Here is a 23,728-nt window from a genome sequence, read left to right on the forward strand (position 1 = left end):
ATCAATCTCAGGAAGACCGCACAACGTCGGGCTGGCATTGACGAACACCCCTTTTTGCAACTAAGTTTAGTTACACGCAGAGAGCGCCGTGTCCAAAAATGAAAAGCTGCTCGCCAAACTGCTCAATGAGCACATGGCATTTACCTGGCCCGAACTCGTCACGCTGCTGCATCGACTGGGCTACACACAGATTGAAGGGGCTGAAAGCCGCGTCAAGTTCGACATCGGTGACCCCAGTGCAATGATCACCTTGCACAAGCCTCACCCTGCCAACGAACTGAAACACTACATTCGGCGACAGATCATCGAGCAATTGAAATCAGGAGAACTGATTCAGTGAACAATCAACTGAAACACAAAGGCTACATCGGCTCTATCGAAGCCAGCCTCGAAGACAACTGCCTGTTCGGCAAGATTCTGTTCATCAAGGCGCTGGTGAGCTACGAAGCAAAAACCGTCGCAGAACTGGACGCCGCATTCCGGGAGGCGGTGGACGACTACCTCACTACGTGCCAGTCCCTGGGCCACACACCGGAGAAGCCTTGCAAGGGGTCCTTCAATGTCCGGGTCGGCCATGACCTGCACTTGGCGGCGGCCCTGGCGGCGACCCGCAAGAAAGTGACCCTTAATGACCTGACTCGCCAAGCCTTGAGCGATTTTCTGCAACACCACAGTGCAGACGCTTGCCCAGCGATAGGCTGATTATCCCAACCGCCGATACCCCAGCACCGCGGCCCCCAGCACCACCGCCCCGGCCACCAACGCGACCCAGAACCCGCTGGTGGCGCCAAAGTGGTCGATCATCCAACCGGAACTGGCGGCGCCGATGGCCACGCCGATGCTGAGGCCGGTGATCAGCCAAGTCATGCCTTCGGTCAGGCGGCTGGCGGGCACGACCCGCTCCACCAGGGCCATGGACACGATTAACGTGGGGGCGAAGAACAGCCCGGAGATAAAGATCGCCACCGCCAGCCCCGGGATGTTGCTCACCAGCAGCAACGGCAAGGTGGTCAACGCGGTGGCCACGCCGCAGAACAGGAACTGCCTGGGCAACGGCGCCTTGAGCTTGAGGGTACCGAACGCCAGCCCCGCCAGGCACGAACCGATGGCGTACACCGACAGCACTATGCTCGCCGCCGCCGGCTGGCCCTGATGCTGGGCAAAGGCGACGCTGACCACGTCCACCACGCCGACGATCACGCCCATGGCCAGCAGCAGGATCATCAGGATCAGCACAGAGGGCGATGCAATCAGCCAGCCGCCGTGATGGTCCTGATGTTCATGGACGGGAGGCTCGGTCTCACGTTGCAATACAAAGGTGGTGACGCCGACCGCCAGTAACAGCGCCGCCACCAAGGGCCCCGCCTCGGGGAACAGCACCACGCTCAAACCCACCGAAATGGGTGGCCCGATGATGAAGCACACCTCATCCAGCACCGACTCCAGGGCGAACGCGGTCTGCAACTTGGGCTGGCCACGGTACAACTCGGTCCAGCGCGCACGCACCATGGCCGACATGTTCGGCATGCAACCGGCCAAGGCGGCAAACAGGAACAACGTCCAGTTCGGTGCTTGCAAACGGGTGCACAGCAGCAACATCAACAAAGCCCCGCCGCCGATCAGCGCGGCAATTGGCAGCACCCGGCCCTGGCTGTAGCGGTCCACCAGCCGTGATACCTGGGGTGCGCAAAACGCCGTGGCCAGGGCAAAAACCGCCGCCACCGAACCCGCCAGGCCGTAACCGCCGTGCACCTGGGAAAGCATGGTGATCAAGCCAATCCCCGTCATCGACACGGGCATGCGCGCCAGCATGCCTGCCAGTACAAAAGCCCGGGCGCCGGGGACCTGGAACAACTCGGCGTAAGGGTTTGCCATCCTGCTGGACCTCTTCCTGAATGCCTGCGACTTGCTATCTGCAATGACCGAGGCAAAATACATACGGTGCGTATGTGACAAATCATGCGTAACATACGCGACGTATGTCAATCGTTCACTTGCCCATTGTGAGACCTACCATGAGCCGAGCCCGTGCCGAAATGATCGAAGACACCCGCGCCCGGCTGATCGCCAGCGCGCGACAGGCCTTTGCCACCCAAGGCTATGCGAACACATCGATGGACGATTTTACCGCTCGCGCCGGCCTGACACGCGGCGCGTTGTACCATCACTTTGGTGACAAAAAGGGGCTGTTGGCCGCCGTGGTTGCCCAACTCGACAGTGAGATGGACACACATTTACAGCGCATCACAGATGAAGCAACTGATCCATGGGCCGGCTTTTGCGAACGTTGCCGCGCCTATTTGCGCATGGCTCAGGACGCCGAAATCCAACGCATTGTGTTGCAGGATGCGCCGGCCGTACTGGGCGATACCGGCTCCCAGCAACAGTGTGTCGAGTCATTGCGCGAACGGCTGGAAGCCTTGATGCAAACCGGTGTCATCCGCCCCGCCCCAAGCACCGCGCTGGCGCAATTGATCAACGGCAGCCTGGTCAACACCGCCCTGTGGATCGCCCGGGATGAGCATCCGGGCGAGCGGCTGGAGCAAGGTTTGCAGGGCCTGGAGCTGTTGTTGCGTGGCCTCAGCCTTACACCAACCGCTTGATCTGCTTGTGTCGCCACACCAAGCGGTAATAGGCAGTCTGCAATACCAGCATGGCCAGATAGGTCACCGGAAACGCCATCCACACCCCTTCCAGGCCGAAGTGGGCGTTCAACAGGTAAGCCATCGGCAGTTCAACGCAGAGCACACAGAAAATCGAGATCACCACCGGCATCAGCACCACACCGCTGGCGCGCATGATCCCGCCGATCACGGCCTGGAAGCCGAACACCAAGATGCTCCACAGCATGATGTGCAGCAGGTGTTCGGCATTGACCCGCGCCGCGTCGTCGGTGATGAACAGGCCGAGCAACCAGTGCGACAAGACATAACCCAGCACAATCAGGCCACCGGTAAGGCAGGTGTTGATCAACAGGCCGGTGCGCAGGATCGGGCCGATGCGCTCCAGACGCCCGGCGCCAATCGCCTGGGCGCCGAGGATCGACGCGGTGATGGCAATCGACAGCGCGGGGAACTGCACGTAGTTGACGATCTGCGTCACCGCGCCATAGGCCGCCGTGGCCTGGGAGCCGTGGCCGTTGACCAAGGCGAGGATGACCAATTCCGACAGCGACAGCACCACCATCTGCAGGCCGGTGGGCAAGCCGATACGCAGGACCTTGCCAAGAATCACACGGTCCAGGCGCAAAGCCGCGAGCAGTTCGCGGTCTGGCGCCATCACATGGTTTTTATGCCGAAGGCGCAAGATCAAAAACAGCATGGCTAACGCGTTGCCCACCAGCCCGGCATACACCGCGCTCTGGATGCCCAAGGGTGGCAAGCCGACCCAGCCGCGAATCAGCGCCGGGGTCAGCAGCAGACCGACCAGGGTCGAAACCATCAGCGCCAGCAACGGCGAGATCGTGTCGCTGACACCGCGCAGCAACTGGGTGTAGAGGATGAACACCAGCAGCAACGGCATGATCAGCATCATCTTCTGCGCATAGCCGACCGCATCGTCGAGGACATCAACCGGCGTGCCCAACGCCTGCAACGCCGGGCGCGCAAACAGGCTGCCCAACACTGCGGCAATCACACCCACCAGCGCGCCCAGGGTCAGGGTCGCGCCGGTGATTGCCTTGACCATTGCCGTTTCCTGGGCACCCCAGGCCTGGCCGATCAACACCGAGGCGCCCGCCCCCAGACCAATCACCAGGGCAATGAAAAAAAACACGATGGGAAACATCCCCGACACCGCCGCCAGCGCTTGGGTGCCGAGCATTTGCCCGACATAGATACCGTTGAGGGTGCCGGAAAAACTTTGCAGGAAGTTGGACAGCACCATCGGTGCCAGAAAGATCAGGTAGATCTGCCACAGCGGGCGTTGCAAAGGGCTTTGCATGAAAAACGGGGCCTCGAAGAACTAAAGCGTCCGAGGGTTATACCGTAAGTGGATCCTATCTTCCTGTGCTTTCGGGTTCGACCACCAAACAGGCGTTGCGCACTGTCGCACTCAGGTGTCGGGCATTGCTTTGCAACAGGCATTCGGCAATCGCAGGTTCCAGTTCGACCCGCAAGCGCCTGGCCAGCGCCCCTCGCGCCAGATCTCCGGTAGTTGCCGTCGTCGCAGATGAATCAGGCTGATCTTCATGACCTTGGGCCCGTCGCACACGTAGGTGCGGGCCCCCGGATACCCACCCTCGATCGGGCACTAGGGAATGCTCGCGGCGGTCGCCATCATCTCGTCATGGTCGTACATGATCCGCAGGGTGCTGTATTCCGGGAACACCACCAGGTCCATGCCGGGTAGGCCCTGCTTCATGCCGACAATGATCTCGGCAATCTTGCTTGCGGGTGCCGCAGCAACTGAACGGATGAAGGGTGCGTGCGATCCAGTCTCGGGCGGCCAGGAAAAACGGGAAATACGTTGGATGACGTATGAACGACGGTGTCGCGGTTTTATTCCATCAATTCGCTCGATGACAGCTTAAGTATTTACTGATTGGACGCCAGGCCAGCAGGTCGTTAAATTCCGCCGCGAAGATAGCTTTTAGCCATCACCCCTGACCCCTTGAATATTGAGCCTTTCATGAAAAACCCTGTGTCGTTGGCAATGCGTATCGGGCTGGGCTTCGCGTCCACCCTGTCGTTGCTGGTGCTGATCACTGCCGTCGGTATTCAACGCGTGGGTTTTATCGACAGTACGCTCAAGGATGTCGGTGAAAAAGCCGCCGTCGTCCAGCGCTACGCGATCAACTTCCGTGGCAGCGTGCACAACCGCGCCATCGCCATTCGCGATGCGGTACTGGTCAAGGATGAACCGGCGCTCAACCGCCATCTGGCCGAGATCGACCAGCTCAAGCGCGATTACCAGGACTCCGCCGTGATGCTGGACCGCCTGTTCGCCAACACCACCGCCAGCGCCGAGGAAACCCGTCTGCTGGGTGATATCAAGGCCATCGAGACCCAGGCCCTGGCTTCCACCGAACGGGTGATCAACCTGCGTCGCAGCAATGACATCGCCGGCGCCCAGGACTTGCTGCTGGCCCAGGCCTCGGCCCACTACACCGAGTGGCTCAAACGCGTGAATGCGCTGATCGACTTCGAAGAAGCGCACATCAAGCAACGCCTGGATACCGTGCAATCGGCCGCCGGCAGCTTTGCCGTGCTGATGGTGCTGGCCAGCGCCGTCGCGATCATCTTGAGCGTGCTGGTGTCACTGCTGATTATCCGCAAGGTCAAGGCCACCCTGGGCGCAGAGCCGGAGGAAGTCGCCGAGGCGATCCGCCGCCTGGCCGATGGCGAGCTGAACCAGCGCATCGAAACCCGCTACCCCGACAGCGTGATGGGCATCCTGAAAAACGCCCTGGCACGCCTGAGCGACACCATCAGCGAAGTGCGCTCGGCAGCCCAGGCCCTGCGCCACTCCTCGGTCACCCTGCTGTCAGTGGCCAGCGATAACCGCCAGCAGATTAACCTGCAGACCAGCGAAGCCCAGCACGTAGCGGCCGCGATCACGCAGATGGCCGCCTCGGTCAGCGAGGTCTCGGGCTACGCTTCCGCCGCCTCCAAGGCGACTATCCTGGCCGACGCCGAAGTGGACAGCGGCCACCGCCTGGTGGGCGAAGTGACCGTGTCCATCGAAGAATTGGCGACGATCCTCGACCAGGCCACGCTTCGGGTCAACCAGGTGTCCAGCGACAGTGAAAACATCGAAACCGTGATCGAAGTGATCAACGCCATCGCCGCCCAGACCAACCTGTTGGCGCTGAACGCGGCGATTGAGGCCGCGCGTGCCGGTGAACATGGCCGAGGGTTTGCGGTGGTGGCCGATGAAGTGCGCTCCCTGGCGACGCGCACCCAGGAGTCCACCCAGGAAATCCGCGACATGATCGGCAAGCTGCAAAGCGGCACCCAGGACGCCGCCGACATCATGCAACGCAGCCGCAGCCTGGCCCAGGCCACCGTGACGCAGACCCGCGACTCTCAGTTGGCGCTGGGCAAGATCAGCCAGGAAGTCGGCGCGATCAATGCGATGAACGCGCAGATCGCCAGTGTTTCCGTGCAGCAAAGCGCGGCGGCTGAAGAGGTTGCACAGAACGTCACGCGCATCCACAGCTCCACCGTGCAATCGGCGGCGGGCTCCGAGCAGGTGGAAAATTCCAATCACGAACTGGCGGAGCTGGCGGATCGCTTGAGCACCAAGGTGGCGTTTTTCAACGTGGCCTAGTGTTTGTCGCGTTTCATCTGCATGGTCAGGGTGAAACGGTCGGCGGGGTAGACCGATTCCGATACGGCGATCAGCAGGCCGGCCTCATCGCGGTACTGGCAAATGATGGTCAGCCCCAGCGCACCGCTCTGCGCCTTGAGGCTGGCGGCCAATTCGGACGATAACTGTACCGGGCGCACCTGCTGGTCGACCACATCGATGTGCCGCGAGAAGGCCTTGCCGATCAGTGCCGCGATCAGTTCACCCGGGTGCTTGCGTGCTTCGGGAATCACCTCGGCAAAGGTCTGCTCGGCGTACACGTCGGTCCAGCACAACGGCGCGTTGCCGGCGCCCGCATCGACCTTGATGCTCGACACGCAGAAGTAATGCCCGCCCGGTTCCAGCCCCAGGCGCCGGGCCAGGGCGATGTCGGCGATCTGTGGTGAAGCGGGCCGCTACGTGCATTGGGGCGCCACCACGCAGGACATCATGGACACCGCCGTGGTCCCGCAAGTACGCGCCGCACTGGCCATCGTCGAGCGCGATATCCAGACCGTGCGCGGGCTGCTCGCCGGCCTGGCCGAGCGTTATCGCGACACCCCCATGGCCGGTCGCACGCACTTGCAGCACGCGCTGCCGATCACCTTCGGCTACAAGTGCGCGGTGTGGCTGAGCATGTTCGACCGCCACGCCGAGCGCTTGGTGGAACTGCGCCCACGCGTCGAAATCGGTCAGTTCGCCGGGGCTGCGGGTACCCTCGCCTCCCTCGGCGACAAAGGCCTGGAAGTCCAGGAAGCGTTGATGAGCGAACTCGGCCTGGGCGTACCGCAGGCCACCTGGCACGTGGCCCGCGACGGGCTGCCCGAGACCCTGAACTTCCTCGGGCTGGTCACCGGTTCCCTGGGCAAGATCGCACTCGACATCATGATGATGACCAGCGAGCTGGGCGAAGTGTACGAGCCGTTCGTCAAGGGCCGTGGCGCCAGCAGCACCATGCCGCAAAAGCGCAACCCGATTTCCTGCGAGCTGATGTACGCCGCCGCCAAGGGCGTGCGCCAACACGCCGGGCTGATGCTCGACGCCCTGCTCGCCCAGGGTGAAGCCACCGCGCAACTGGACCTGGCCGAACTGCAACGCCTGACCGACCCGGCCAACTACCTGGGGCTCGCGCCGCAGATGGTGGACATCGCGCTGGCGCGCCCCGGCTCAGTCAAACGCTGAATTGGCCTGGCTTTTGTAGTGAGCGAGCTTGCCTCGCGCGGGGCAAGCCCGCTCACCACAAAAAGCAGGGCAGAGCCACCTATTAACATGTGCCCATAACAACAATGAGATCACAGACATGTCATCCACCCCCGCAAAAAAACCGCTCTACAAGGACCTGACCTTCCAGGTCGTCGCCGCCATGTTCCTCGGCATCGCCTTCGGCTTTCTCGCCCCCGAGCTGGCCGCCAGTTTCAAGATCCTTGGCGATATATTCCTCAAGCTGATCAAGACCGCCGTCGCGCCGCTGGTGTTTTTCACCGTGGTCCACGGCATCGCCTCGGCCGGCGATATCAAGCGCGTCGGTAAGGTCGGCTTGCGCGCGTTGATCTACTTCGAAGTGGTCTCCACCCTTGCCCTGGCCATCGGCCTGTTGTGGGGCAACCTGTTGCAGATCGGCTCCGGCATGCACGACGCCCACCCGAGCAGCGCCGCCGCGGCCCACACTCAACCCCGTAACGCCTGCGCTTGTTTTTCTCCTCTCACGTAGTCGACATTGACCCAATTGAACCTTTCATCTTCTGCGCCCCTGCCGCCTTTGCCATCAGTGCCAATATCGACCTCTTTCATCAGGCCCGGGCGCCGGAGAAGTTCAGCCGCGAGTCCAGATCGGTCTGTCGGTGGAGACTCTGCAGCAGCACTTTTTAAACTATCGAAGCTGATATAGTTATCCGCGCCCCAATACTGTTTGAACTTTTCGTCAAGGGCCTGAAGCAGTTCAACGTCACTCATTTTTTCATAGCTTGGCGCTGCATTCTGCCTGGACACCCTTTCAATAGTGTCGCGCCCAATAATTCCGTCGGACTTGTCAGCATCATGGTCGGAATCCAGTTTGCTATTGAGTCCCGGCCGACTGATGATTTCCCTGGCCAACAGAGTCATCCGGTCATCCGACGCATTGCCAGTCAAGGGCTGACCCGCGACTTCACGAAGCGCTCCCTGAGTGATTTTTCCATTCGCGTCGGGTTTGAAATAATCAAAATTATTACCCAACTCGCTCGCCAAGTCTGAGTCCTTGGTTCCTTTGAACGCATAAGCGACCTCAGTATTCTGCGGGCTCATGCCTTCGCCTTGCGACGATGCGGACATGCCCCAGGAAAGAGGTTGAATGGGCGCATTTGTACCGAATGCCTGGGGGCGATAGTTCTCGTCATAGGTGTTTTCAACACGTTGGCGCTGCATGGAACCGGTGTACCTTCCGGCCCCACTCTGCATGGACGGTGCCTCTTGGGTTTGGTAGTAATCAACCACCCTGTTCGCGTCACCCTGGCTGATCAGCCCGTCTTCACGGCCGCCATGGTTGATTGCATCGAGCAAATGACTCATTTCAGGACGGCGGAGAATCTCGTTGGCCAGCATTGTCATGCGGTCGTGCACCGGGTGACCGGTCAATGGACGGTTGGCAGCGTCCTCAAGGACTGCACGTGTGACAAAGCCGGACGGTCCCTGGAAGTAACTGAAGCTATCGGCAAAATCCCGTGCAACCGTAGTATTTGAGGGCGCGCGATAGTCCCCCGGTGAATGATTCATCGCAGCCTGGTTAAACGCTCCGACGTTATTAATGGGACGCTCATATTGCGCAGGGTAAGCCTGCGAAAATGACGGTGCAGTGCTCGGCTCTCCGGCCCTGGACTGCTGGCCGGCAGACGCGTCATCGCTCGTGTAGTAATCAACGAGCTGTTCAACGTTTTCACGGTCAACAAGACCGTCGTGTATACCGCGCTCATTCAACTTATCCAACTTACGGTTCACGTCCGGGCGATTCAGGATTTCGCCTGCCAATAGCGTCATATTGTCGTTAACGGAATTACCGGTCAGCGGACGAGCCGCCACTTCACGGAGTTTGGCCTGGTCCACGAAGCCGGTCTTGGTATTGACGAAGTAGTCAAAGTTATTCCCAAACGTCTTCACCAGATCCAAATTTGAAGTGTGCTTGTATTTGTCCTCCCGCGAGGTGGGTTGCCCGTCAAGATCAGGCCGATTGAAACTGAGTGGATAATTTTGACCGTATTGAGTATTTACCATGGCAACACCTCAGGGAGTAGATGCATCACAGCCGACCAACGCTCGGTTGGACGCTTTATCGACACCCATCTGTGGCCACACAAAGAGCAACGGTTCCAGTGGAACATCGGTAAAAACCAGCACTTACCGGGCGGGAAAGCAACCCGCTCGCACATTTTTTGCTCTTCATCGAGGTTGAAATCGGTTACCCGCCGAAGGTGTGTGAGGGCCTGCGCAACGTCGGATCAAACGGATTGATCCGTGGCCCGATCGCCGCCGCTTCGCGCTTCAATAACTCCACCACCATCGGCAACCGGCTCGGCCCCAGGCGGTCACTGATGGTCGCCACGCTCAACGCCGCCACGGCATGCCCGTCCCGATTCAGTATCGGCACCGCCAACCCCGCCATGCCTTCCAGCACTCCGGTATTGCGCGCCGCATACCCCAGGTTGCGCACGTTCTCCACTTCCGAGCGCAACAGCACTTCGTCATACAGGTGGAAGTCCTTGAGCCGTGGCAGGTTGTAGCGGATCACCGTCTCGCGCTCTTCCTCGGGCAAAAACGCCAGGATCGCCAGGCTGCCCTGCCCCACGCCCAATGCCACACGCCCGCCGATATCACCGGTGAAGGTGCGGATCGGGTACGGGCCTTCGCTGCGGTCCAGGCAGATCGCATCGAAGCCGCTGCGCGCCAGCAGGAACAGCGAGTCGCCCAGTGAAGCACTCAAGCGCAGCATGCTCGGCCGCACCAGGTCGCGCAGGTTGCCGGTCTTGCCTGCATTGGCCGCCAGGGCGAAGAACTCCAGGCTGAGGCGATAGCGCTTGCTGCGTGCGTCCTGCTCGACCATGCCTTCGTCCATCAGGCTGCGCAGCAGGCGGTGGGTGGTGGGTTGGGACAGGCCCACCTGTTGCGCGAGCTGCGTAACGCGTTCGCCACCCTCCGGCACTTCACCCAAGGTGCGCAGCAGCGCGAACAGACGAGACACTCCGCCCACCCCGACTTCTTTGCCCTTTTCATTTCGATCAGTGGAATGCATGACAATCCATCTCTTTGCAAATTCCGGTGAGTGAATAAAACTGAAAATAACAGTCCGTTCAGTGAAATTCTATCTTCCGCCCATCCTAGTCTTCGTCCTAATCTGCGTCCACAGGGGCGAAATGAACAACAACCGGCAGCCGACTTGAGATCGAGCGCCAACGCACCCGCAACACCCTTTTCGCATCTGCCCAAAACAAAAAAGCGCGTCTCGACGCGACTCAAAAAAAGGTGGAACGCAGACATGGCATTTCTCCAACTCAACGCCTTGAGCAAACGCTACGGCGCCGTCGACGCGGTGGTCGCCACCGACCTCGCGGTGGAAAAAGGCGAGTTCGTTTCCCTGCTCGGCCCTTCGGGCTGCGGCAAGACCACCACCCTGCAAATGATCGCCGGCTTTGTCGATGTGAGCGGCGGGCAGATCCTGCTCGACGGCCGCGACATCACCCACGCCAAGCCCGCCAGCCGTGGCCTGGGCGTGGTGTTCCAGAGCTACGCGCTGTTCCCGCACATGAGCGTGCGCGACAACGTCGCCTTCGGCCTGAAGATGCGCAAAGTGCCGGCCGCCGAGATCGCCAGCAAGGTCAAGGCCGTGCTGGAACTGGTGCGCCTGGCGCCGCACGCCGACCGCTACCCACGGGAGTTGTCCGGCGGCCAGCGCCAGCGCGTGGCCCTGGCTCGCGCGTTGGTGATTGAGCCGCCGGTGTTGCTGCTCGATGAGCCGTTGTCCAACCTCGACGCTAATTTGCGCGAAGAGATGCAGTTCGAGATCCGCCGCATCCAGTGCGCCGTCGGTATCACCACGTTGATGGTCACCCACGACCAGGCCGAAGCGCTGTCGATCAGCGACCGCGTGGTGGTGATGCAGGCCGGGCGGGTGACCCAGATCGACGCGCCCTACACGCTCTACGAACACCCGCGTACGCGCTTCATCTCCGACTTTGTCGGCAAGGCCAACCTGCTGCCGGGCGACTACGACACACTCGGCACCCCGCAAGTGCGCCACGAGAGCGGCGACGGCGAACTGACCCTGAGCCTGCGCCCGGAAAAGATCCAATTGGTGGACGCAGGCACAGGTCGCCTGCAAGGCCAGGTCATCAATCGCTACTTCTTCGGCAGCCAATGGCTGTACCACATCGACACCGCCCTCGGCGAAGTCACCGTGGTGCGCAGCAACGACGGCAACGCGCCGCTGCGTTGCGGCACAGCGGTAGGCCTGGACTGGCACGCCAGCCTGTTGCGCGTGTTGGCGGCGGATGAGGTGCACCCATGAGTCGCGGCTACCTGCTCTCGCTGCCGGCGCTGGTGCTGTTTGTCGGGCTGCTGATCCTGCCGTTGGGCCTGACCCTGGTGCTGTCGTTCAACGTGTTTGACTACCAGGTGGGCGTGAAGGCCGATGAATGGACCTTTGCGCACTACCTGTCATTGTTCAGCGATTCGTACTTCTACGAGATTTTCTGGCGCACCTTCTGGATCAGCGCGCTGGTCACCCTGCTGTGCGTGGTGATCGGTGTGCCCGAGGCTTACATCCTCAGTCGCATGGGCACGCCGTGGCGCTCGATCTTCCTGATTCTGATCCTCACGCCCTTGCTGATTTCGGTGGTGGTGCGCGCCTTTGGCTGGAGCCTGTTGCTCGGCGCGGACGGGCTAGTAAACCAAGTGATCCAGTTCCTCGGTGGGCGCCCGGTGAAGCTGCTGTACACGCCGTTCGCGGTGATCATCGCCCTGGTGCACGTGATGCTGCCGTTCATGATCATCCCGGTGTGGACTTCCCTGCAGAAACTCGACCCGTCGGCTGAACAAGCCGCGTTGTCCCTGGGCGCCAGCCAGGCCACGGTGATGCGCAAGATCGTGTTGCCGCAGGTCATGCCCGGCGTGCTGTCCGGCACCTTGATCGTGTTCGGCCTGGCCGCCAGCTCCTTTGCGATCCCCGGCCTGCTCGGCGGGCGTCGCCTGAAAATGGTCGCCACCGTGGTGTACGACCAGTACCTCTCGGAACTCAACTGGCCCATGGGCGCGACCATCGCGGTGGTGCTGCTGTTGGTCAATCTGCTGATCATGCTGAGCTGGAACCGCATGGTCGAAGGCCGCTACAAAAAGTCCCTGGGGGTTTAAGCGCATGTCCAGAAACGGTCCTTTGGCCCTTGGTTTCCACGGTTTGGTGGTGCTGTTCATGATGGCGCCGCTGGTGGTGGTGTGCCTGGTGGCCTTCACGCCCGAAAACACCTTGAGCCTGCCCACGTCGGGCTTCTCGCTGCGCTGGTTTCGCGCGGTGTTCGAGCGGGCGGATTTTATCCAGGCGTTCTATAACAGCCTGATCCTGGCGTTCACCGCTGCGACACTGGCCACCTTGATTGCCGTACCGGCGGCGTTAGCGATCAGCCGGTATCCGTTTGCGGGGCGCAACTTTTTCAGTGCGTTGTTCCTGTCGCCGATCATCATCCCGCACCTGGTGCTGGGCGTGGCCATGCTGCGCTTGTTTGCGCTGATGGGCGTCAACGGGAGTTTTACCTGGCTGATGCTGGCCCATGTGGTGATCATCACGCCGTATGTGCTGCGCCTGGTGCTGGCTGCAGCCATCGGTATTGATCGCAGCGCCGAGCATGCCGCCGAATCCCTGGGGGCTGGCCGTTTCACGCTGTTTCGCCAGATCACCCTGCCGATGATCCTGCCCGGTGTCGCCGGGGGTTGGTTGTTAGCCTTCATCAACAGTTTCGACGAGGTGACGCTGTCGATCTTCGTCAGCTCGCCGGCCACGCAAACCCTGCCGGTGCGCATGTATGTGTACGCCACCGAGTCCATCGACCCGATGATGGCGGCGGTGTCGGCGCTGGTGATTGCGCTGACGGCGGCGACCATGATTCTGCTGGATCGGGTCTACGGCCTGGACCGCGTGCTGGTGGGGAAACATTGATGGCCTTGTTCAAACGCTTAGCCGAGACCGAACGCCCGGTCCTGTCCTTCACCCTGGACGGCCAGCCTGCCAGCGGTTTGCTGGGTGACACGGTGCTCACCGCCGTGCTGACCTGCGCCGAGCACCTGCGCGGGAGTGACTTCAGCGCCGAACCGCGTGCCGGTTTCTGCCTGATGGGCGCGTGCCAGGACTGCTGGGTGCGCCTTGAAGATGGGCGCCGCGTGCGCGCCTGTTCGACGCTGCTGGAAGAAGGTCAGGCGGTCAGCCGCGATCCGGGGCGCCAGCCATGAAGCCGGTGGTGATTGTGGGCGCGGGCCCGGCAGGCATCAGCGCAGCGCGCACCCTGCTCGACCACGGCATCACACCCTGCCTGGTGGATGAGAGCCTGCGCGGTGGCGGGCAGATTTATCGGCGCCAACCCCAAGGTTTCCAACGCACCGCCAGGCAGCTCTACGGATTTGAAGCGAGCAAGGCCCAAGCCGTGCACCGCACCCTGGATGAGCTGGCGCCGCTGATCGACTACCGGCCGCAAACCCTGGTGTGGAACGCCGAGGATGGCCGCCTGGATATGCTCAACAACGGCCGCGCCGAGAGCCTCGACTACGCGCAGATCATCGTCGCCACCGGCGCCACCGACCGCATCCTGCCGGTGCCGGGCTGGACCTTGCCCGGTGTCTACAGCCTCGGCGCGGCGCAGATCGCCTTGAAATACCAGGGCTGCGCCATCGGTGAGCGCGTGGCGTTCTGCGGCAGCGGGCCGTTGTTGTACCTGGTCGCCTATCAGTACGCCAAAGCCGGGGCCAAGGTCGTGGCGGTGCTCGATAGCGCACCGTTCAGCGCGCAGTGCCGAGCGCTGCCGGCGCTGCTCGGGCAACCGGCGACCTTGGCCAAGGGCTTGTATTACCGCGCCTGGCTGACGGCCCATGGGATTGCCGTGCATCAGGGCGCCACGCTCACACAGATCGAAGGCGAACAGCGGGTCAGCGCTATTCGTTGGGGTGAGCACAGCCTGGCATGCGACGCCGTGGGCTTTGCCCATGCCCTGCGCAGCGAGACGCAACTGGCGGATCTGCTCGGTTGTGAATTCGCCTGGAACACGTTGAACCGCGCCTGGCTTCCACAACGCGACAGCGCCGGGCGCAGCAGTATCAGCGGTGTGTACCTGGCGGGCGACGGCGCCGGGATCATGGGCGCGGACGCCGCGCAGATGGCCGGCGAACGTGCTGCTCTGGCGGTACTGGAGGACGCGGGCATTGCCATTGATCACCGCCGCCCCGCCGTGTTGGAACAACAACTGGCGGGTATCCAGCGCTTTCGCCAGGGCCTGGAAACCGCGTTTCCTTTCCCTGAGCAGTGGGCGGCACAGGCACCGGATGCGTTGATGGTGTGCCGCTGCGAAGAAGTCAGCGCCGGCGATATACGTGCGGTGGTGGATGAAGGCCACTGGGAAATCAATCGGGTCAAGGCCCACTGTCGCGTCGGCATGGGCCGCTGCCAGGGCCGCATGTGCGGGCCGGCGGCAGCGGAGATAGTCGCCGAGCGCAGCGGCCGGGGCATCGAAAACGTCGGCCGCTTGCGTGGCCAGGCGCCAATCAAGCCGCTGCCGTTTGGCGTGGAGGCGCAGTCATGATCGACGTCATCGTGCTGGGCGGTGGGATTGTCGGCGCGTCGGCGGCCTTGATGCTCGCGCAGAAAGGCCAGCGCGTGGCCTTGGTGGAACGGGACTTTTGTGGCTCGCATTCCAGCGGCGTGAATTATGGCGGTGTGCGCCGCCAGGGCCGGCCATTGCATCAGTTGCCGCTGTCACAGCGCGCCCATCAACTGTGGGCCGACTTGCCGGGCCTGATCGGCATCGACGGCGAATACGTGCGCTCCGGGCATTTGAAGCTGGCGCGCAGTCAGGCTGATTTCGCCGCGTTGCAGGCGTATGCCGAGCAGACCCGTGGCTTTGACCTGGGCTTGCAGTTGCTCGACTACGCCGAACTGCGCGCACGCTTTCCCTGGGTCGGCGATATTGCGGTGGGCGCCTCGTTGTGCCCGCAAGACGGCCACGCCAACCCACGATTGGTGTCCCCGGCCTTCGCCCGTGCTGCGCAGCGCCTTGGCGCATCGGTGTACGAGCAGGCTGAGGTGATTGGCATAGAACATGACGGCCAGCACTTTCAGGTGCAGTGCGCCAACGGTCTGCACCTGCAAGCGCCCTGGCTGCTGAACTGTGCTGGCGCCTGGGCCGGCACCGTCGCCGCGCAGTTTGGCGAAGCCGTGCCGATCACCTCGGCGCATCCAGCGATGCTGGTCACCGAGCCGCTGCCGGTGGTGATGAATGTGAGTACCGGCGTTGAAGGCGGCGGGATTTATGCGCGGCAGGTCGCCCGGGGCAACTGCATCCTCGGCGGCGGTCGCGGTTTTGCCCTGGGCCCGCTGACCGCGCGGCCGGGGCAGGCAGCGGTGCTGGAGATCCTGCGCAATGCCGGCGAGCTGTACCCGTTCCTCAAGGGTGCCCAGGCGATTCGCACGTGGAGCGGCACCGAAGGTTATCTACCCGATCACGAACCGGTGATCGGACCCAGCAGCACCCAACCTGGCCTGCTCCATGGCTTCGGCTTTGCCGGCGCCGGGTTCCAGCTCGGTCCCGCGGTGGGTGAAGCCCTGGCAGAGATCGTCTGCGACGGGGCCAGCCGCCAACCCATCGAAGCGTTTTCCATCCGTCGTTTCCAAGCCTGAGAGGAAAAACATCCATGAACCCACGTATTGCGCTGTCCTGCTTGTCCCTCGCCCTGCTCGCCTCCACCGCGCACGCCGCGCCCACGCTGTATCTGGGCATGAACGGCGGCACCATGGAACGGGTGTACGCCGACAAGGTGCTGCCCGCGTTCGAAAAGGCCAATAACGTCAAGGTGGTGATCGTGCCCGGCACCTCGTCGGACATCCTCGCCAAGGTCCAGGCCAACAAAGACAACCCACAGATGCACGTGATGTTCCTCGACGACGGCATCATGTACCGCGCCATCGCCATGGGCCTGTGCGACAAGCTGGCGCCCAGCCCGACCTTGGAACAGATCCCGGCCAAGGCCAGAATCAAGGAGGAAGCCGTGGCCGTGACCCTCGGCGTCACCGGCTTGGGCTACAACGCCAAGATGTTCAAGGAAAAAGGCTGGGCCGCGCCCACCTCATGGATGGACCTGGCCGACCCACGTTTCAAGGAAAAAGTGGTGTTCCAGTCCCTGGCGTCGTCCACCTTCGGCCTGCACGGCTTCCTGATGTTCAACCGCATCCAGGGCGGCGACGAAACTAACGTCGAGCCCGGCTTCAAGGCCTGGCCGAAAACCGTCGGCCCCAACGTGCTGGAGTACATCGCCAGCTCGGCGAAAATTTCCGAGATGGTGCAGACCGACGAAGCCGCGATCTTCCCCCTCACCCCGACCCAGGTCGCCACCCAGAAACTGCTCGGCGTGCCGATGGAATATGCACAACCCAAGGAAGGCGCGGTGGTGCTGAACGTGGCCGAATGCGTGATCGCGCGCAACGACCAACCGGAACTGGCGCAGAAACTCGCGGCCTTTTTGCTGACCGCCGAGGCCCAGGCACCAGCGTTGGAGGAAGGTGACCAGATTCCGTCGAACCCGACCACACCAACCACCGACAAGACCCGGGCGCGGGTGGAAGCCATGCAGGGTTACCTGCAAACCGCGATTTCGATTGATTGGGACCAGGTCAACCAAGCGCGGCCGGAGTGGAATGCGCGGTGGAGTCGGTCGATTGAGCGGTAGAACTTCATAACCCTGCCCGGCGCCGAACTCGTTGACGCTGGGTACGGATTATCTTCGCGATGCGCAGACGCTGTTGACGAAGCTTTACCCATTCAGCTCGGGCTTCTCGGTGACGTTTACTATTGATCAGCAATAGAGCCAGCAGCGGGAATAACAGGCCTAGCACATAGAACACCTTGTGAGGGCGGTGTTCGATGGTCGGTAAAACACCCAACAGACTAAGCACCATCAGAACTACCGGGATCCATAGCCAGCTCGGACAGCCACGCATGATCATGAAGTTGCAGTGAGCAATAAGAAAAGCCAAACCGAGCACTGAAAAAAAGGAATATTTGAGATTTTCGCCAAGAGGCAATCCACGAAAATAACCGTCAAACATCATAGGTACGCCAATGGCAACGGCGAAGCCTTGAGCAAAAAGCGCCGCCATATGAACCGGAAAGTAACGTTTCAGAAAACACCAGAACTCCTCAATCGTCATCAGAAAGATCATTCTTCAAACGCCTCATAGAGGCCTACGGCAATGGTGTGAAAATTTCCGGATACAGCACTGCCCATTACAGTCATTGATGCGCTTAGAACATCTTTAATTTGAGTTACTGTCGCGTGGCGCAGCGTTGCTGGTGTCAGTCGCTTAGGTAAATGTCCTTCCAACTGCCTCAACTTCAACATTTTCGAAGATAGATGTGGGTGTTGAATACTCAGTAACTCCTTCGTCAGCTTCGCTCGCTCTTGTCGGGTAAGCCCCCTCAGTACCTGCTGCCAATTCTTTCCGGTACTCACCTTCGTCGCTTTAACCATTCTCAGGGTTGTCAGGAACGAGGTACCTGCACCCACCAGTGCGACAGCGTCCAATGCAGCGGTTGTGTGTTGGTACCAGGGTTCACTGTCCAATGATTCGTTGTTCGAAGGCTCGGTGAGCTCGTTGTACACACGGTATCCGCCAACGACACATTGAACGAAACTTGCCGCAGCAGAGGTGTAACCAACAGCGGCAATCACTGAACTGGCGCCAGCCGAAAATGGAATGGCAGCGGTTCCACTTACCGCGACAATCCAACCTAAAACCGCACTCCCACACGCCAATCCCATCCCAAGCGCCTCGAATACAAGGTGCGACTCTCGTGGCTCATGCTCCAACCGGCGCACAAAATCCGCCTGCGCCATCGACGCCGGCATTTCCCGCAAGATCACTCGCTTGGGCAACACCCGGCAAATCGGTTGAAACTCACGCAACGTTAAGGGCCACAGATTGGAATCGAGATACACCACCCCCGCCCCGGCAATCGCCGGATCGGCGTCAATAGCCGCAAACAACCGGCGCAGATCAATGCTGCTTTCCACCCGCTCGCGAGTGGTGAGGTGAGCCTTAGGGAAACCGTCCTTCAATACACTGGTAGCCATTCCTTTACTCCTGAACGCACAAGAGTGCAGAGCGTAAAGAATCGATATCCTGCTGGAATGTAGGAAGATTTCCTTTTTCTGGACGGGCACTTCCTGATCGCCTTCCTGCGCCTTGTGGGCAATCCCATAAATCGGAAAAGTACTCCCGCGCCACTATCGGCGGATGACAAAACAAGGAGCGGACATGACAACCGATATGTTTTTGAAGCTGGGAGACATCAAGGGCGAGTCCAGGGACCAGGCGCATCGCGATGAAATCGATATTTCCCGCTGGGGCTGGAGGATGACCCAGTCAGGCTCGATGCACAGTGGCACGGGCGGTGGTGCCGGCAAGGTTGATATGGCCAACATCGCGATTGAAAAGTCGTTGGATAAATCCTCGCCCAACCTCATGATGGCGTGCGCAACCGGCAAGCATTACCCCGAGGCGCGAATCGTGGTGCGCAAGGCCGGGGGCGATAGCAGCGTGGAGTACCTGGTGATCACCTTGAAGGAAGTCATGGTCGCCTCCTACGACACCCGCGCTGCGGCAACCAATGATGTGCTGACAGAGGAAATCAGCCTTAACTTCGCCAAGGTGGACGTCAGCTACCAGCCGCAGAAAGCCGATGGCGGTAAGGATGGTGGGCCTATCCGGTTTGGCTGGAGTATTCGCGAGAACATCAAGATCTAGAAGCATGCTCGCGTGCACTGGAGTGTGAAGCGCCCCTGAAAGCCGGCGACTGCTACGCAGTCGAACGGGAGCAAGCTCCCTCGCCACAGTTAAAATGCGTCTAATGAGGAACGATAGGCAGCGCTCGCTTATGCGCTGTTTTCGCATAGGCCCCCTCAACAATCGCTTTCACCCGCTCACTCACCGGCTCGCCCATCAGGTACGCGTCGATCTCTGCATAGGTGCAGCCATACGCATGTTCGTCTAACTTGCCGGGCACCAACTCTTCCAGATCGGCAGTAGGGTGTTTATGCACCAGGTTGACCGGGGCACCGAGGGCGCTGGCCAACAGGCGCACTTGGGTCTTGGTCAGGCCCGACAGCGGGGCCAGGTCACAGGCGCCGTCGCCAAACTTGGTGAAAAAGCCCATCAGCGCTTCGGCGCCATGGTCGGTGCCAACCACCAGGCCGTTGTGCAGGTTGGCCACGGCGTATTGCGCGATCATGCGGGTGCGGGCCTTGACGTTTCCCTTGATGAAATCGACGTGTTCGGCGCTGGCGTCGGTGGCGGCCAGGCTGGCCATAAGGCCGTCGACGCTGGCGGCGATGTTCAGGGTGTCGATGTGGTCCGGGGTGATGAAGTCCAGGGAGGACTGGGCGTCGCGTTCATCGGCCTGGGTCTTGTAGGGCAGGCGCATGGCGATAAAGCGTGCGGCGTACGCCTCGCTGCGCAGTTGCTGTACCGCCAGTTGGCACAGGCGGCCGGCAGTGAGGGAGTCCACGCCGCCGCTGATGCCCAATACCAGGGCCTTGCAGCCTGAGTGGCGCAAGGTGGCCTTGATGAAGTCGATGCGCCGTTGGATTTCCTCAGGCTCGCCGCCTTGGACCAGCGCGCGGTTGATGTTCAGTTCCCGTGCGATACGTTCTTGCATGTCACACCTCCACACTGCCAACGTTGAACACTTGTGCTGCGTACTGCAAAAACGAGGCGTCTTCGCAGACGTTCTTGACCGGGTCATCGGAGAATTTCACCACCGGTTCGCCGTGTACCCGCACCAGTTTCATCACGATGCTCAGCGGCTCGACGCCTTCCACATCGCAGGCCAGGCTGGTGCCCATGCCGAACCCGAACTTGGCCTTGCCGCGCACGTGGCGCAGGATCGGCAGGCATTTCTCGAAGTTCAGGCCGTCGGAGAACATCAGGTCCTTGGTCATCGGGTCGATGCCCAATTGCTTGTAGCGCGCGAGCACCTTGTCGGCCCAGGCGATGGGATCACCGGAATCCTGGCGCAGACCGTCGTACAGTTTGGCGAAGTACAGGTCGAAGTCCTTGAGGAAAAAGTCGGTGCTGATGCAGTCGGTCAGGGCGATCCCGAGGCGACCACGGTATTCACGCACCCAGTTTTCCAGCGCGGCATTCTGGCTTTCGCGCAGCCGGCCCAGTTGCTGGTGCACCATCAGCCATTGGTGGGCCATGGTGCCGATCAGCGGCAGGTCGAATTCGTAGGCCAGGTGTGCGTTGCTGGTGCCGACGAACTGGCCGGGGAAGTCGCGACGCATGATGTCGACCACTTCACGCTGGGCCTTGAACGACAGGCGCCGGCGCGTGGAGAAGTCGGAGACGCGCAAGTCGGCCAGTTCATCGCGGCTGAGGTTTTTCTCCAGCCAGTCGAACTTCTGGTACAGCTTGCGGGTGACGTCTTCGAGGGTCACGTCAGGGTATTTGTCGCGGTTGCGCAGTTCGCTGACCAGGGCCAGTACCGGCTGTTCGAACATGATGCAGTGCAGCATCGGGCCGACCACGCGGATGTTCAGCTGGCCGTCGACTTCACTGACGTGGATATAGCGCAGGTTGAAGCGGAACAGACCGAGGAAGCGCTCGTAATCCGGGGTGAGGTATTCGCGAAAGCGTGGGTTGAACAGAAAGCGCAGCTCGCCTTCACGCATGTGCAGGCCGGCCATTTTTTCAAGTTCGCCGCGCAGCTCGGGGATCAGGTGGCCGAGTTTTTCCTTCGAACGGACGATGAAGTTGTACTCGACATCGACATTCGGGTGCTGGTGCAACACGGCCTGCATCATGGTGAAGGTGTAGTAGTCGGTGTCGAGCAAGCCCTGGATCACCGGGGACTCGTAGTCGTATGCACTTTCCATGGTGTCTCTCCTTAACGCGTGGCCATCGCGGCCAGTTCTTCGCGGGTGCTGCTGATGACGGCACCGGCCTTGAGCAATTCATTGACGGCCCGTACGCCGCCCTCTTCCGTGATGCCCCTGCACGCCGGCAGGTGCAGGACCACGTCCAGGCCGGCCTTGAGCAGTTGCAACGCGGTGGTCTTGACGCAGTAGTCCAGCGCCAGGCCGCCGACGATCACGCGGGTGACGCCCTGGGCCTTAAGGTACTCAATGACGCCGGTGGACAGCTTGTCGTGCAGGTCGTGGTAGCAGGCACCGTAGGGGTGCAGGTCGGGTTCGACGCCTTTCCAGATGAAGTAATCGTAGTCATAGGGCGTGGGCAACGCGTCCAGCAGGGTGAAGCCTTCGGTGCCGGGGACGCAGTGGCTCACCCAGGTCACATCGGCATGAGCCAGGCCGGTGGGTTGCAGCATCTCGCTGTGCTGCGACACCACCCAGGGAGCGTGCGGGGTGTGGGCGTCCTTGCTGCCGACGCGATGGCCGGCGAGGCTGGCCATGTAGTTGAGTTCGGCACCGATCTGGTCACCGCCGGCCACAGGCAACTCGTTGGGGCACAGTGGCGTGAAGCTCTTCTGGGCGTCGACGTCGAATGAAGCAATGGCGGTTTTCGCGAGGGTCATGGCGTTTCTCCTGTGGCCTGGAAACAAAAGTACACGTCATGTACTTTCATTGCAAGAAACATTTGGTTATCTATCCTGGCGTTAGTACATGACATATCTGTTTGATCCGTTAGACTGTGCCCCATTGTTATTCGCAAGGAGCTCACATGCCGCTTAGCGCCTACCTCCACACCGTCGACCTGTGCGTACTGTTCTACTGCCGCCGCGCGGGCGAATTGAAGCTGCTGCTGAACAAACGCGACGCCGAGCCGTTCGCCGGGCACTGGGCGTTGCCGGGGGTGGTGGTGAACGGCGGCGTGCAAGATCTGCGCCTCCAGGATGCGGTGGAGCGCTTGCGGGCGAGTGATAAGGTGGGGTTTGAACTGGCCTGGAGCGAGCAAGTCGGCACGGTGGGCGATGCGTTTCGCGACCCGCGCTGCTGGTCGTCGTCCACGTACTACCTGGCGATCGTGGCGGATGAGGTGACGCTCGGCGAGCATCAAGCCTGGTATTCACTGAATGCCGTGGCGGACGGCAGCATCAAGCTGCCGTTCGATCACAACATGATCGTGGCATCGGTACAGGAACGCCTGTTTTCAAAGTCGCTGTACAGCAGCTTGCCGCTGATGTTCCTGGGCAATGAATTCAGCGCGCCGGAGGCGACCACGATCTTTTCCCTCGTGCTGGCACGGCCGGTGTTGAAGACCAGTATTCGCCAGCGCATGTTGAAGCTGACCGAGGCGGGGTATCTGCGGGAGACGGGGCGCAAGAAGCAGGGTGAAGGCGGCAGGCCCCAGGCGACGGTGGAAAACCTGAAGCCTGGGGACATTTACTTCTTTGATCGAAGTTTCGCCGAGTAGGCGGCGTCAATTCATCCAGTTGCCGCCATCGACGTTGTAGGTCTGGGCCACCACATAGTCGGCCTCCTGCGAGGCCAGGAAGATCGCCATCCCGGTCAAATCTTCCGCCGTGCCCATCCGTCCAAAGGGCACCTCATCCCCTACCCGCTTTTTCTTCTCGCCGGGCGCCAGACCCTCATGCTTGGCAAACAACGCGTCCACCCCATCCCAATGTTCCCCATCCACCACGCCCGGTGCGATGGCGTTGACGTTGATGCCTTGCTTGATCAGGTTCAGCCCCGCCGATTGCGTCAGGCTGATCACCGCTGCCTTGGTCGCACAGTAGATCGCCACCAGCGCCTCGCCCCGGCGCCCGGCCTGGCTGGCCATGTTGATGATCTTGCCGCCGTGGCCCTGGCTGATCATCTGCCGCGCGGCGGCCTGCAGGGTGAACAGCGTGCCGGCGACGTTGATCGAGAACAGCCGTTCATAGCTGTCACGGGTAATGTCGACGATGGGCGCCAGGTCGAACAGCGCCGCGTTGTTGATCAAAATATCCAGCTTGCCGGCCTGGGCCACCACGGCGGCAATCGCGCCGTCGATGGACGCTTGGTCGGTGACGTCCATGGCTACCGCATAGGCTTGTGGGCCCAGCTCAGCCGCTGTGGCCTGGGCCCTTTGCAGGTTGATATCGGCGATGGCTACCGTGGCGCCTTCGGCGATATAGGCCTGGGCGAAGGCGCGGCCGATACCGCGCGCCGATCCGGTGATCAGCGCGCTCTTACCTTCCAGTCGTTTCATGGGTATGTCCCG

At 61.3% G+C, this 23,728-nt stretch carries 23 protein-coding genes and 5 pseudogenes; 16 read left to right on the top strand and 12 right to left on the bottom strand.

Features of this window, described 5'->3' with window-relative positions; genetic code table 11:
* Positions 1-88: 88 nt before the first annotated feature.
* Together AO064_RS20740 and AO064_RS20745 are read left to right on the top strand one after the other, a co-directional pair.
* Positions 89-340 (top strand): type II toxin-antitoxin system HicA family toxin, encoded by a 252-nt coding sequence (locus AO064_RS20740; protein WP_064054505.1) that lies wholly within the window; start codon positions 89-91, stop codon positions 338-340.
* Positions 337-702: a type II toxin-antitoxin system HicB family antitoxin gene (locus AO064_RS20745; RefSeq protein WP_012723745.1), complete on the top strand. Its 366-nt coding sequence runs from the start codon at positions 337-339 to the stop codon at positions 700-702. Before AO064_RS20740 ends, AO064_RS20745 begins: the two co-directional genes overlap by 4 nt.
* On the opposite strand, the gene AO064_RS20750 is transcribed toward AO064_RS20745, so the two are convergent.
* Positions 703-1,875, bottom strand: coding sequence for an MFS transporter (locus AO064_RS20750; protein ID WP_064054506.1), 1,173 nt, complete (start codon positions 1,873-1,875; stop codon positions 703-705). It lies immediately after the preceding gene.
* Positions 1,876-2,015: 140 nt separating this feature from the next.
* Here AO064_RS20750 and AO064_RS20755 point away from each other — a divergent pair, with 140 nt between their 5' ends.
* The gene (locus tag AO064_RS20755) at positions 2,016-2,603 is read left to right on the top strand and encodes a TetR/AcrR family transcriptional regulator (protein WP_012723743.1); all 588 of its coding nucleotides are present in this window, start codon (positions 2,016-2,018) and stop codon (positions 2,601-2,603) included.
* Here the strand turns inward: AO064_RS20755 and AO064_RS20760 are convergent.
* Together AO064_RS20760 and amiE are read right to left on the bottom strand one after the other, a co-directional pair.
* On the bottom strand, positions 2,587-3,942 hold the full coding sequence (locus tag AO064_RS20760) for an MATE family efflux transporter (RefSeq protein ID WP_012723742.1): 1,356 nt from the start codon (positions 3,940-3,942) through the stop codon (positions 2,587-2,589). The genes AO064_RS20755 and AO064_RS20760 overlap by 17 nt on opposite strands.
* A 174-nt stretch (positions 3,943-4,116) precedes the next feature.
* Positions 4,117-4,392, bottom strand: a pseudogene (amiE, locus tag AO064_RS30415) (aliphatic amidase); the annotation flags it as partial.
* 261 nt (positions 4,393-4,653) lie between these two features.
* Here amiE and AO064_RS31865 point away from each other — a divergent pair.
* Both AO064_RS31865 and AO064_RS31870 read left to right on the top strand, forming a co-directional pair.
* Positions 4,654-5,142: pseudogene (locus tag AO064_RS31865) on the top strand (MCP four helix bundle domain-containing protein); the annotation flags it as partial.
* A 420-nt stretch (positions 5,143-5,562) separates the two neighbouring features.
* A complete protein-coding gene (locus tag AO064_RS31870; protein WP_375232522.1) occupies positions 5,563-6,270 on the top strand; it encodes a methyl-accepting chemotaxis protein in 708 nt (235 codons plus the stop codon).
* Here AO064_RS31870 and AO064_RS20770 read toward each other — a convergent pair.
* A pseudogene (locus AO064_RS20770) lies at positions 6,267-6,689 on the bottom strand (UTRA domain-containing protein); the annotation flags it as partial. The gene AO064_RS31870 and the pseudogene AO064_RS20770 overlap by 4 nt on opposite strands.
* Here AO064_RS20770 and AO064_RS20775 point away from each other — a divergent pair.
* Positions 6,676-7,470: pseudogene (locus tag AO064_RS20775) on the top strand (lyase family protein); the annotation flags it as partial. The pseudogenes AO064_RS20770 and AO064_RS20775 overlap by 14 nt on opposite strands.
* 118 nt (positions 7,471-7,588) lie before the next feature.
* Positions 7,589-7,951, top strand: a pseudogene (locus tag AO064_RS20780) (cation:dicarboxylate symporter family transporter); the annotation flags it as partial.
* A 5-nt stretch (positions 7,952-7,956) separates the two neighbouring features.
* Here AO064_RS20780 and AO064_RS20785 read toward each other — a convergent pair.
* Together AO064_RS20785 and AO064_RS20790 are read right to left on the bottom strand one after the other, a co-directional pair.
* Positions 7,957-9,534, bottom strand: coding sequence for a hypothetical protein (locus AO064_RS20785; protein WP_064054509.1), 1,578 nt, complete (start codon positions 9,532-9,534; stop codon positions 7,957-7,959).
* Positions 9,535-9,718: 184 nt separating this feature from the next.
* Positions 9,719-10,549, bottom strand: a complete 831-nt coding sequence (locus tag AO064_RS20790; protein ID WP_012723735.1) for an IclR family transcriptional regulator — start codon at positions 10,547-10,549, stop codon at positions 9,719-9,721.
* A gap of 243 nt (positions 10,550-10,792) precedes the next feature.
* Between AO064_RS20790 and AO064_RS20795 the strand changes: the two genes are divergently transcribed.
* The 7 genes from AO064_RS20795 to AO064_RS20825 are packed head-to-tail and all read left to right on the top strand — an operon-like array spanning position 10,793 to position 17,232.
* Positions 10,793-11,821 carry an ABC transporter ATP-binding protein gene (locus AO064_RS20795; RefSeq protein WP_064054510.1) on the top strand — a complete coding sequence of 343 codons (1,029 nt, stop codon included), beginning with the start codon at positions 10,793-10,795 and terminating at the stop codon, positions 11,819-11,821.
* Positions 11,818-12,663, top strand: a complete 846-nt coding sequence (locus tag AO064_RS20800; RefSeq protein WP_064054511.1) for an ABC transporter permease — start codon at positions 11,818-11,820, stop codon at positions 12,661-12,663. The genes AO064_RS20795 and AO064_RS20800 overlap by 4 nt, the downstream gene beginning before the upstream one ends.
* Positions 12,664-12,667: 4 nt before the next feature.
* A complete protein-coding gene (locus AO064_RS20805; protein WP_064054512.1) occupies positions 12,668-13,462 on the top strand; it encodes an ABC transporter permease in 795 nt (264 codons plus the stop codon).
* The gene (locus tag AO064_RS20810) at positions 13,462-13,752 is read left to right on the top strand and encodes a (2Fe-2S)-binding protein (RefSeq protein WP_043205219.1); all 291 of its coding nucleotides are present in this window, start codon (positions 13,462-13,464) and stop codon (positions 13,750-13,752) included. Before AO064_RS20805 ends, AO064_RS20810 begins: the two co-directional genes overlap by 1 nt.
* Positions 13,749-15,092 (top strand): FAD/NAD(P)-dependent oxidoreductase, encoded by a 1,344-nt coding sequence (locus tag AO064_RS20815; RefSeq protein WP_064054513.1) that lies wholly within the window; start codon positions 13,749-13,751, stop codon positions 15,090-15,092. Before AO064_RS20810 ends, AO064_RS20815 begins: the two co-directional genes overlap by 4 nt.
* On the top strand, positions 15,089-16,186 hold the full coding sequence (locus AO064_RS20820; protein WP_064054514.1) for an NAD(P)/FAD-dependent oxidoreductase: 1,098 nt from the start codon (positions 15,089-15,091) through the stop codon (positions 16,184-16,186). The genes AO064_RS20815 and AO064_RS20820 overlap by 4 nt, the downstream gene beginning before the upstream one ends.
* A 14-nt stretch (positions 16,187-16,200) precedes the next feature.
* Positions 16,201-17,232 (top strand): ABC transporter substrate-binding protein, encoded by a 1,032-nt coding sequence (locus tag AO064_RS20825; RefSeq protein ID WP_064054515.1) that lies wholly within the window; start codon positions 16,201-16,203, stop codon positions 17,230-17,232.
* Between the two features lie 4 nt (positions 17,233-17,236).
* On the opposite strand, the gene AO064_RS20830 is transcribed toward AO064_RS20825, so the two are convergent.
* Positions 17,237-17,725 (bottom strand): hypothetical protein, encoded by a 489-nt coding sequence (locus AO064_RS20830; RefSeq protein ID WP_064054516.1) that lies wholly within the window; start codon positions 17,723-17,725, stop codon positions 17,237-17,239.
* Positions 17,722-18,636, bottom strand: a complete 915-nt coding sequence (locus tag AO064_RS20835) for an Ssp4 family T6SS effector (RefSeq protein ID WP_064054517.1) — start codon at positions 18,634-18,636, stop codon at positions 17,722-17,724. Before AO064_RS20835 ends, AO064_RS20830 begins: the two co-directional genes overlap by 4 nt.
* A gap of 184 nt (positions 18,637-18,820) precedes the next feature.
* Between AO064_RS20835 and AO064_RS20840 the strand changes: the two genes are divergently transcribed.
* On the top strand, positions 18,821-19,309 hold the full coding sequence (locus tag AO064_RS20840) for an Hcp family type VI secretion system effector (RefSeq protein ID WP_064054518.1): 489 nt from the start codon (positions 18,821-18,823) through the stop codon (positions 19,307-19,309).
* Between the two features lie 100 nt (positions 19,310-19,409).
* On the opposite strand, the gene nadE is transcribed toward AO064_RS20840, so the two are convergent.
* From nadE to AO064_RS20855, 3 genes are read right to left on the bottom strand one after another with little or no spacing between them, the layout of a single operon-like run.
* Positions 19,410-20,219 carry an ammonia-dependent NAD(+) synthetase gene (gene nadE, locus AO064_RS20845; RefSeq protein WP_064054519.1) on the bottom strand — a complete coding sequence of 270 codons (810 nt, stop codon included), beginning with the start codon at positions 20,217-20,219 and terminating at the stop codon, positions 19,410-19,412.
* Between the two features lies 1 nt (position 20,220).
* Complete coding sequence (pncB, locus tag AO064_RS20850) at positions 20,221-21,438, bottom strand: nicotinate phosphoribosyltransferase (protein ID WP_064054520.1); 1,218 nt, start codon at positions 21,436-21,438, stop codon at positions 20,221-20,223.
* Between the two features lie 11 nt (positions 21,439-21,449).
* Positions 21,450-22,097, bottom strand: a complete 648-nt coding sequence (locus AO064_RS20855; RefSeq protein ID WP_046036236.1) for a nicotinamidase — start codon at positions 22,095-22,097, stop codon at positions 21,450-21,452.
* 146 nt (positions 22,098-22,243) lie between these two features.
* On the opposite strand from AO064_RS20855, the gene AO064_RS20860 reads away from it, so the two are divergent.
* Entirely contained in the window at positions 22,244-22,936 is a 693-nt protein-coding gene (locus AO064_RS20860) for an NUDIX hydrolase (protein WP_012723691.1), read from the top strand.
* A 6-nt stretch (positions 22,937-22,942) separates the two neighbouring features.
* On the opposite strand, the gene AO064_RS20865 is transcribed toward AO064_RS20860, so the two are convergent.
* Entirely contained in the window at positions 22,943-23,716 is a 774-nt protein-coding gene (locus AO064_RS20865; RefSeq protein ID WP_064054521.1) for an L-iditol 2-dehydrogenase, read from the bottom strand.
* Between the last annotated feature and the right edge of the window lie 12 nt (positions 23,717-23,728).

The organism is Pseudomonas marginalis (assembly GCF_001645105.1).
Lineage (GTDB): Bacteria > Pseudomonadota > Gammaproteobacteria > Pseudomonadales > Pseudomonadaceae > Aquipseudomonas > Aquipseudomonas petroselini.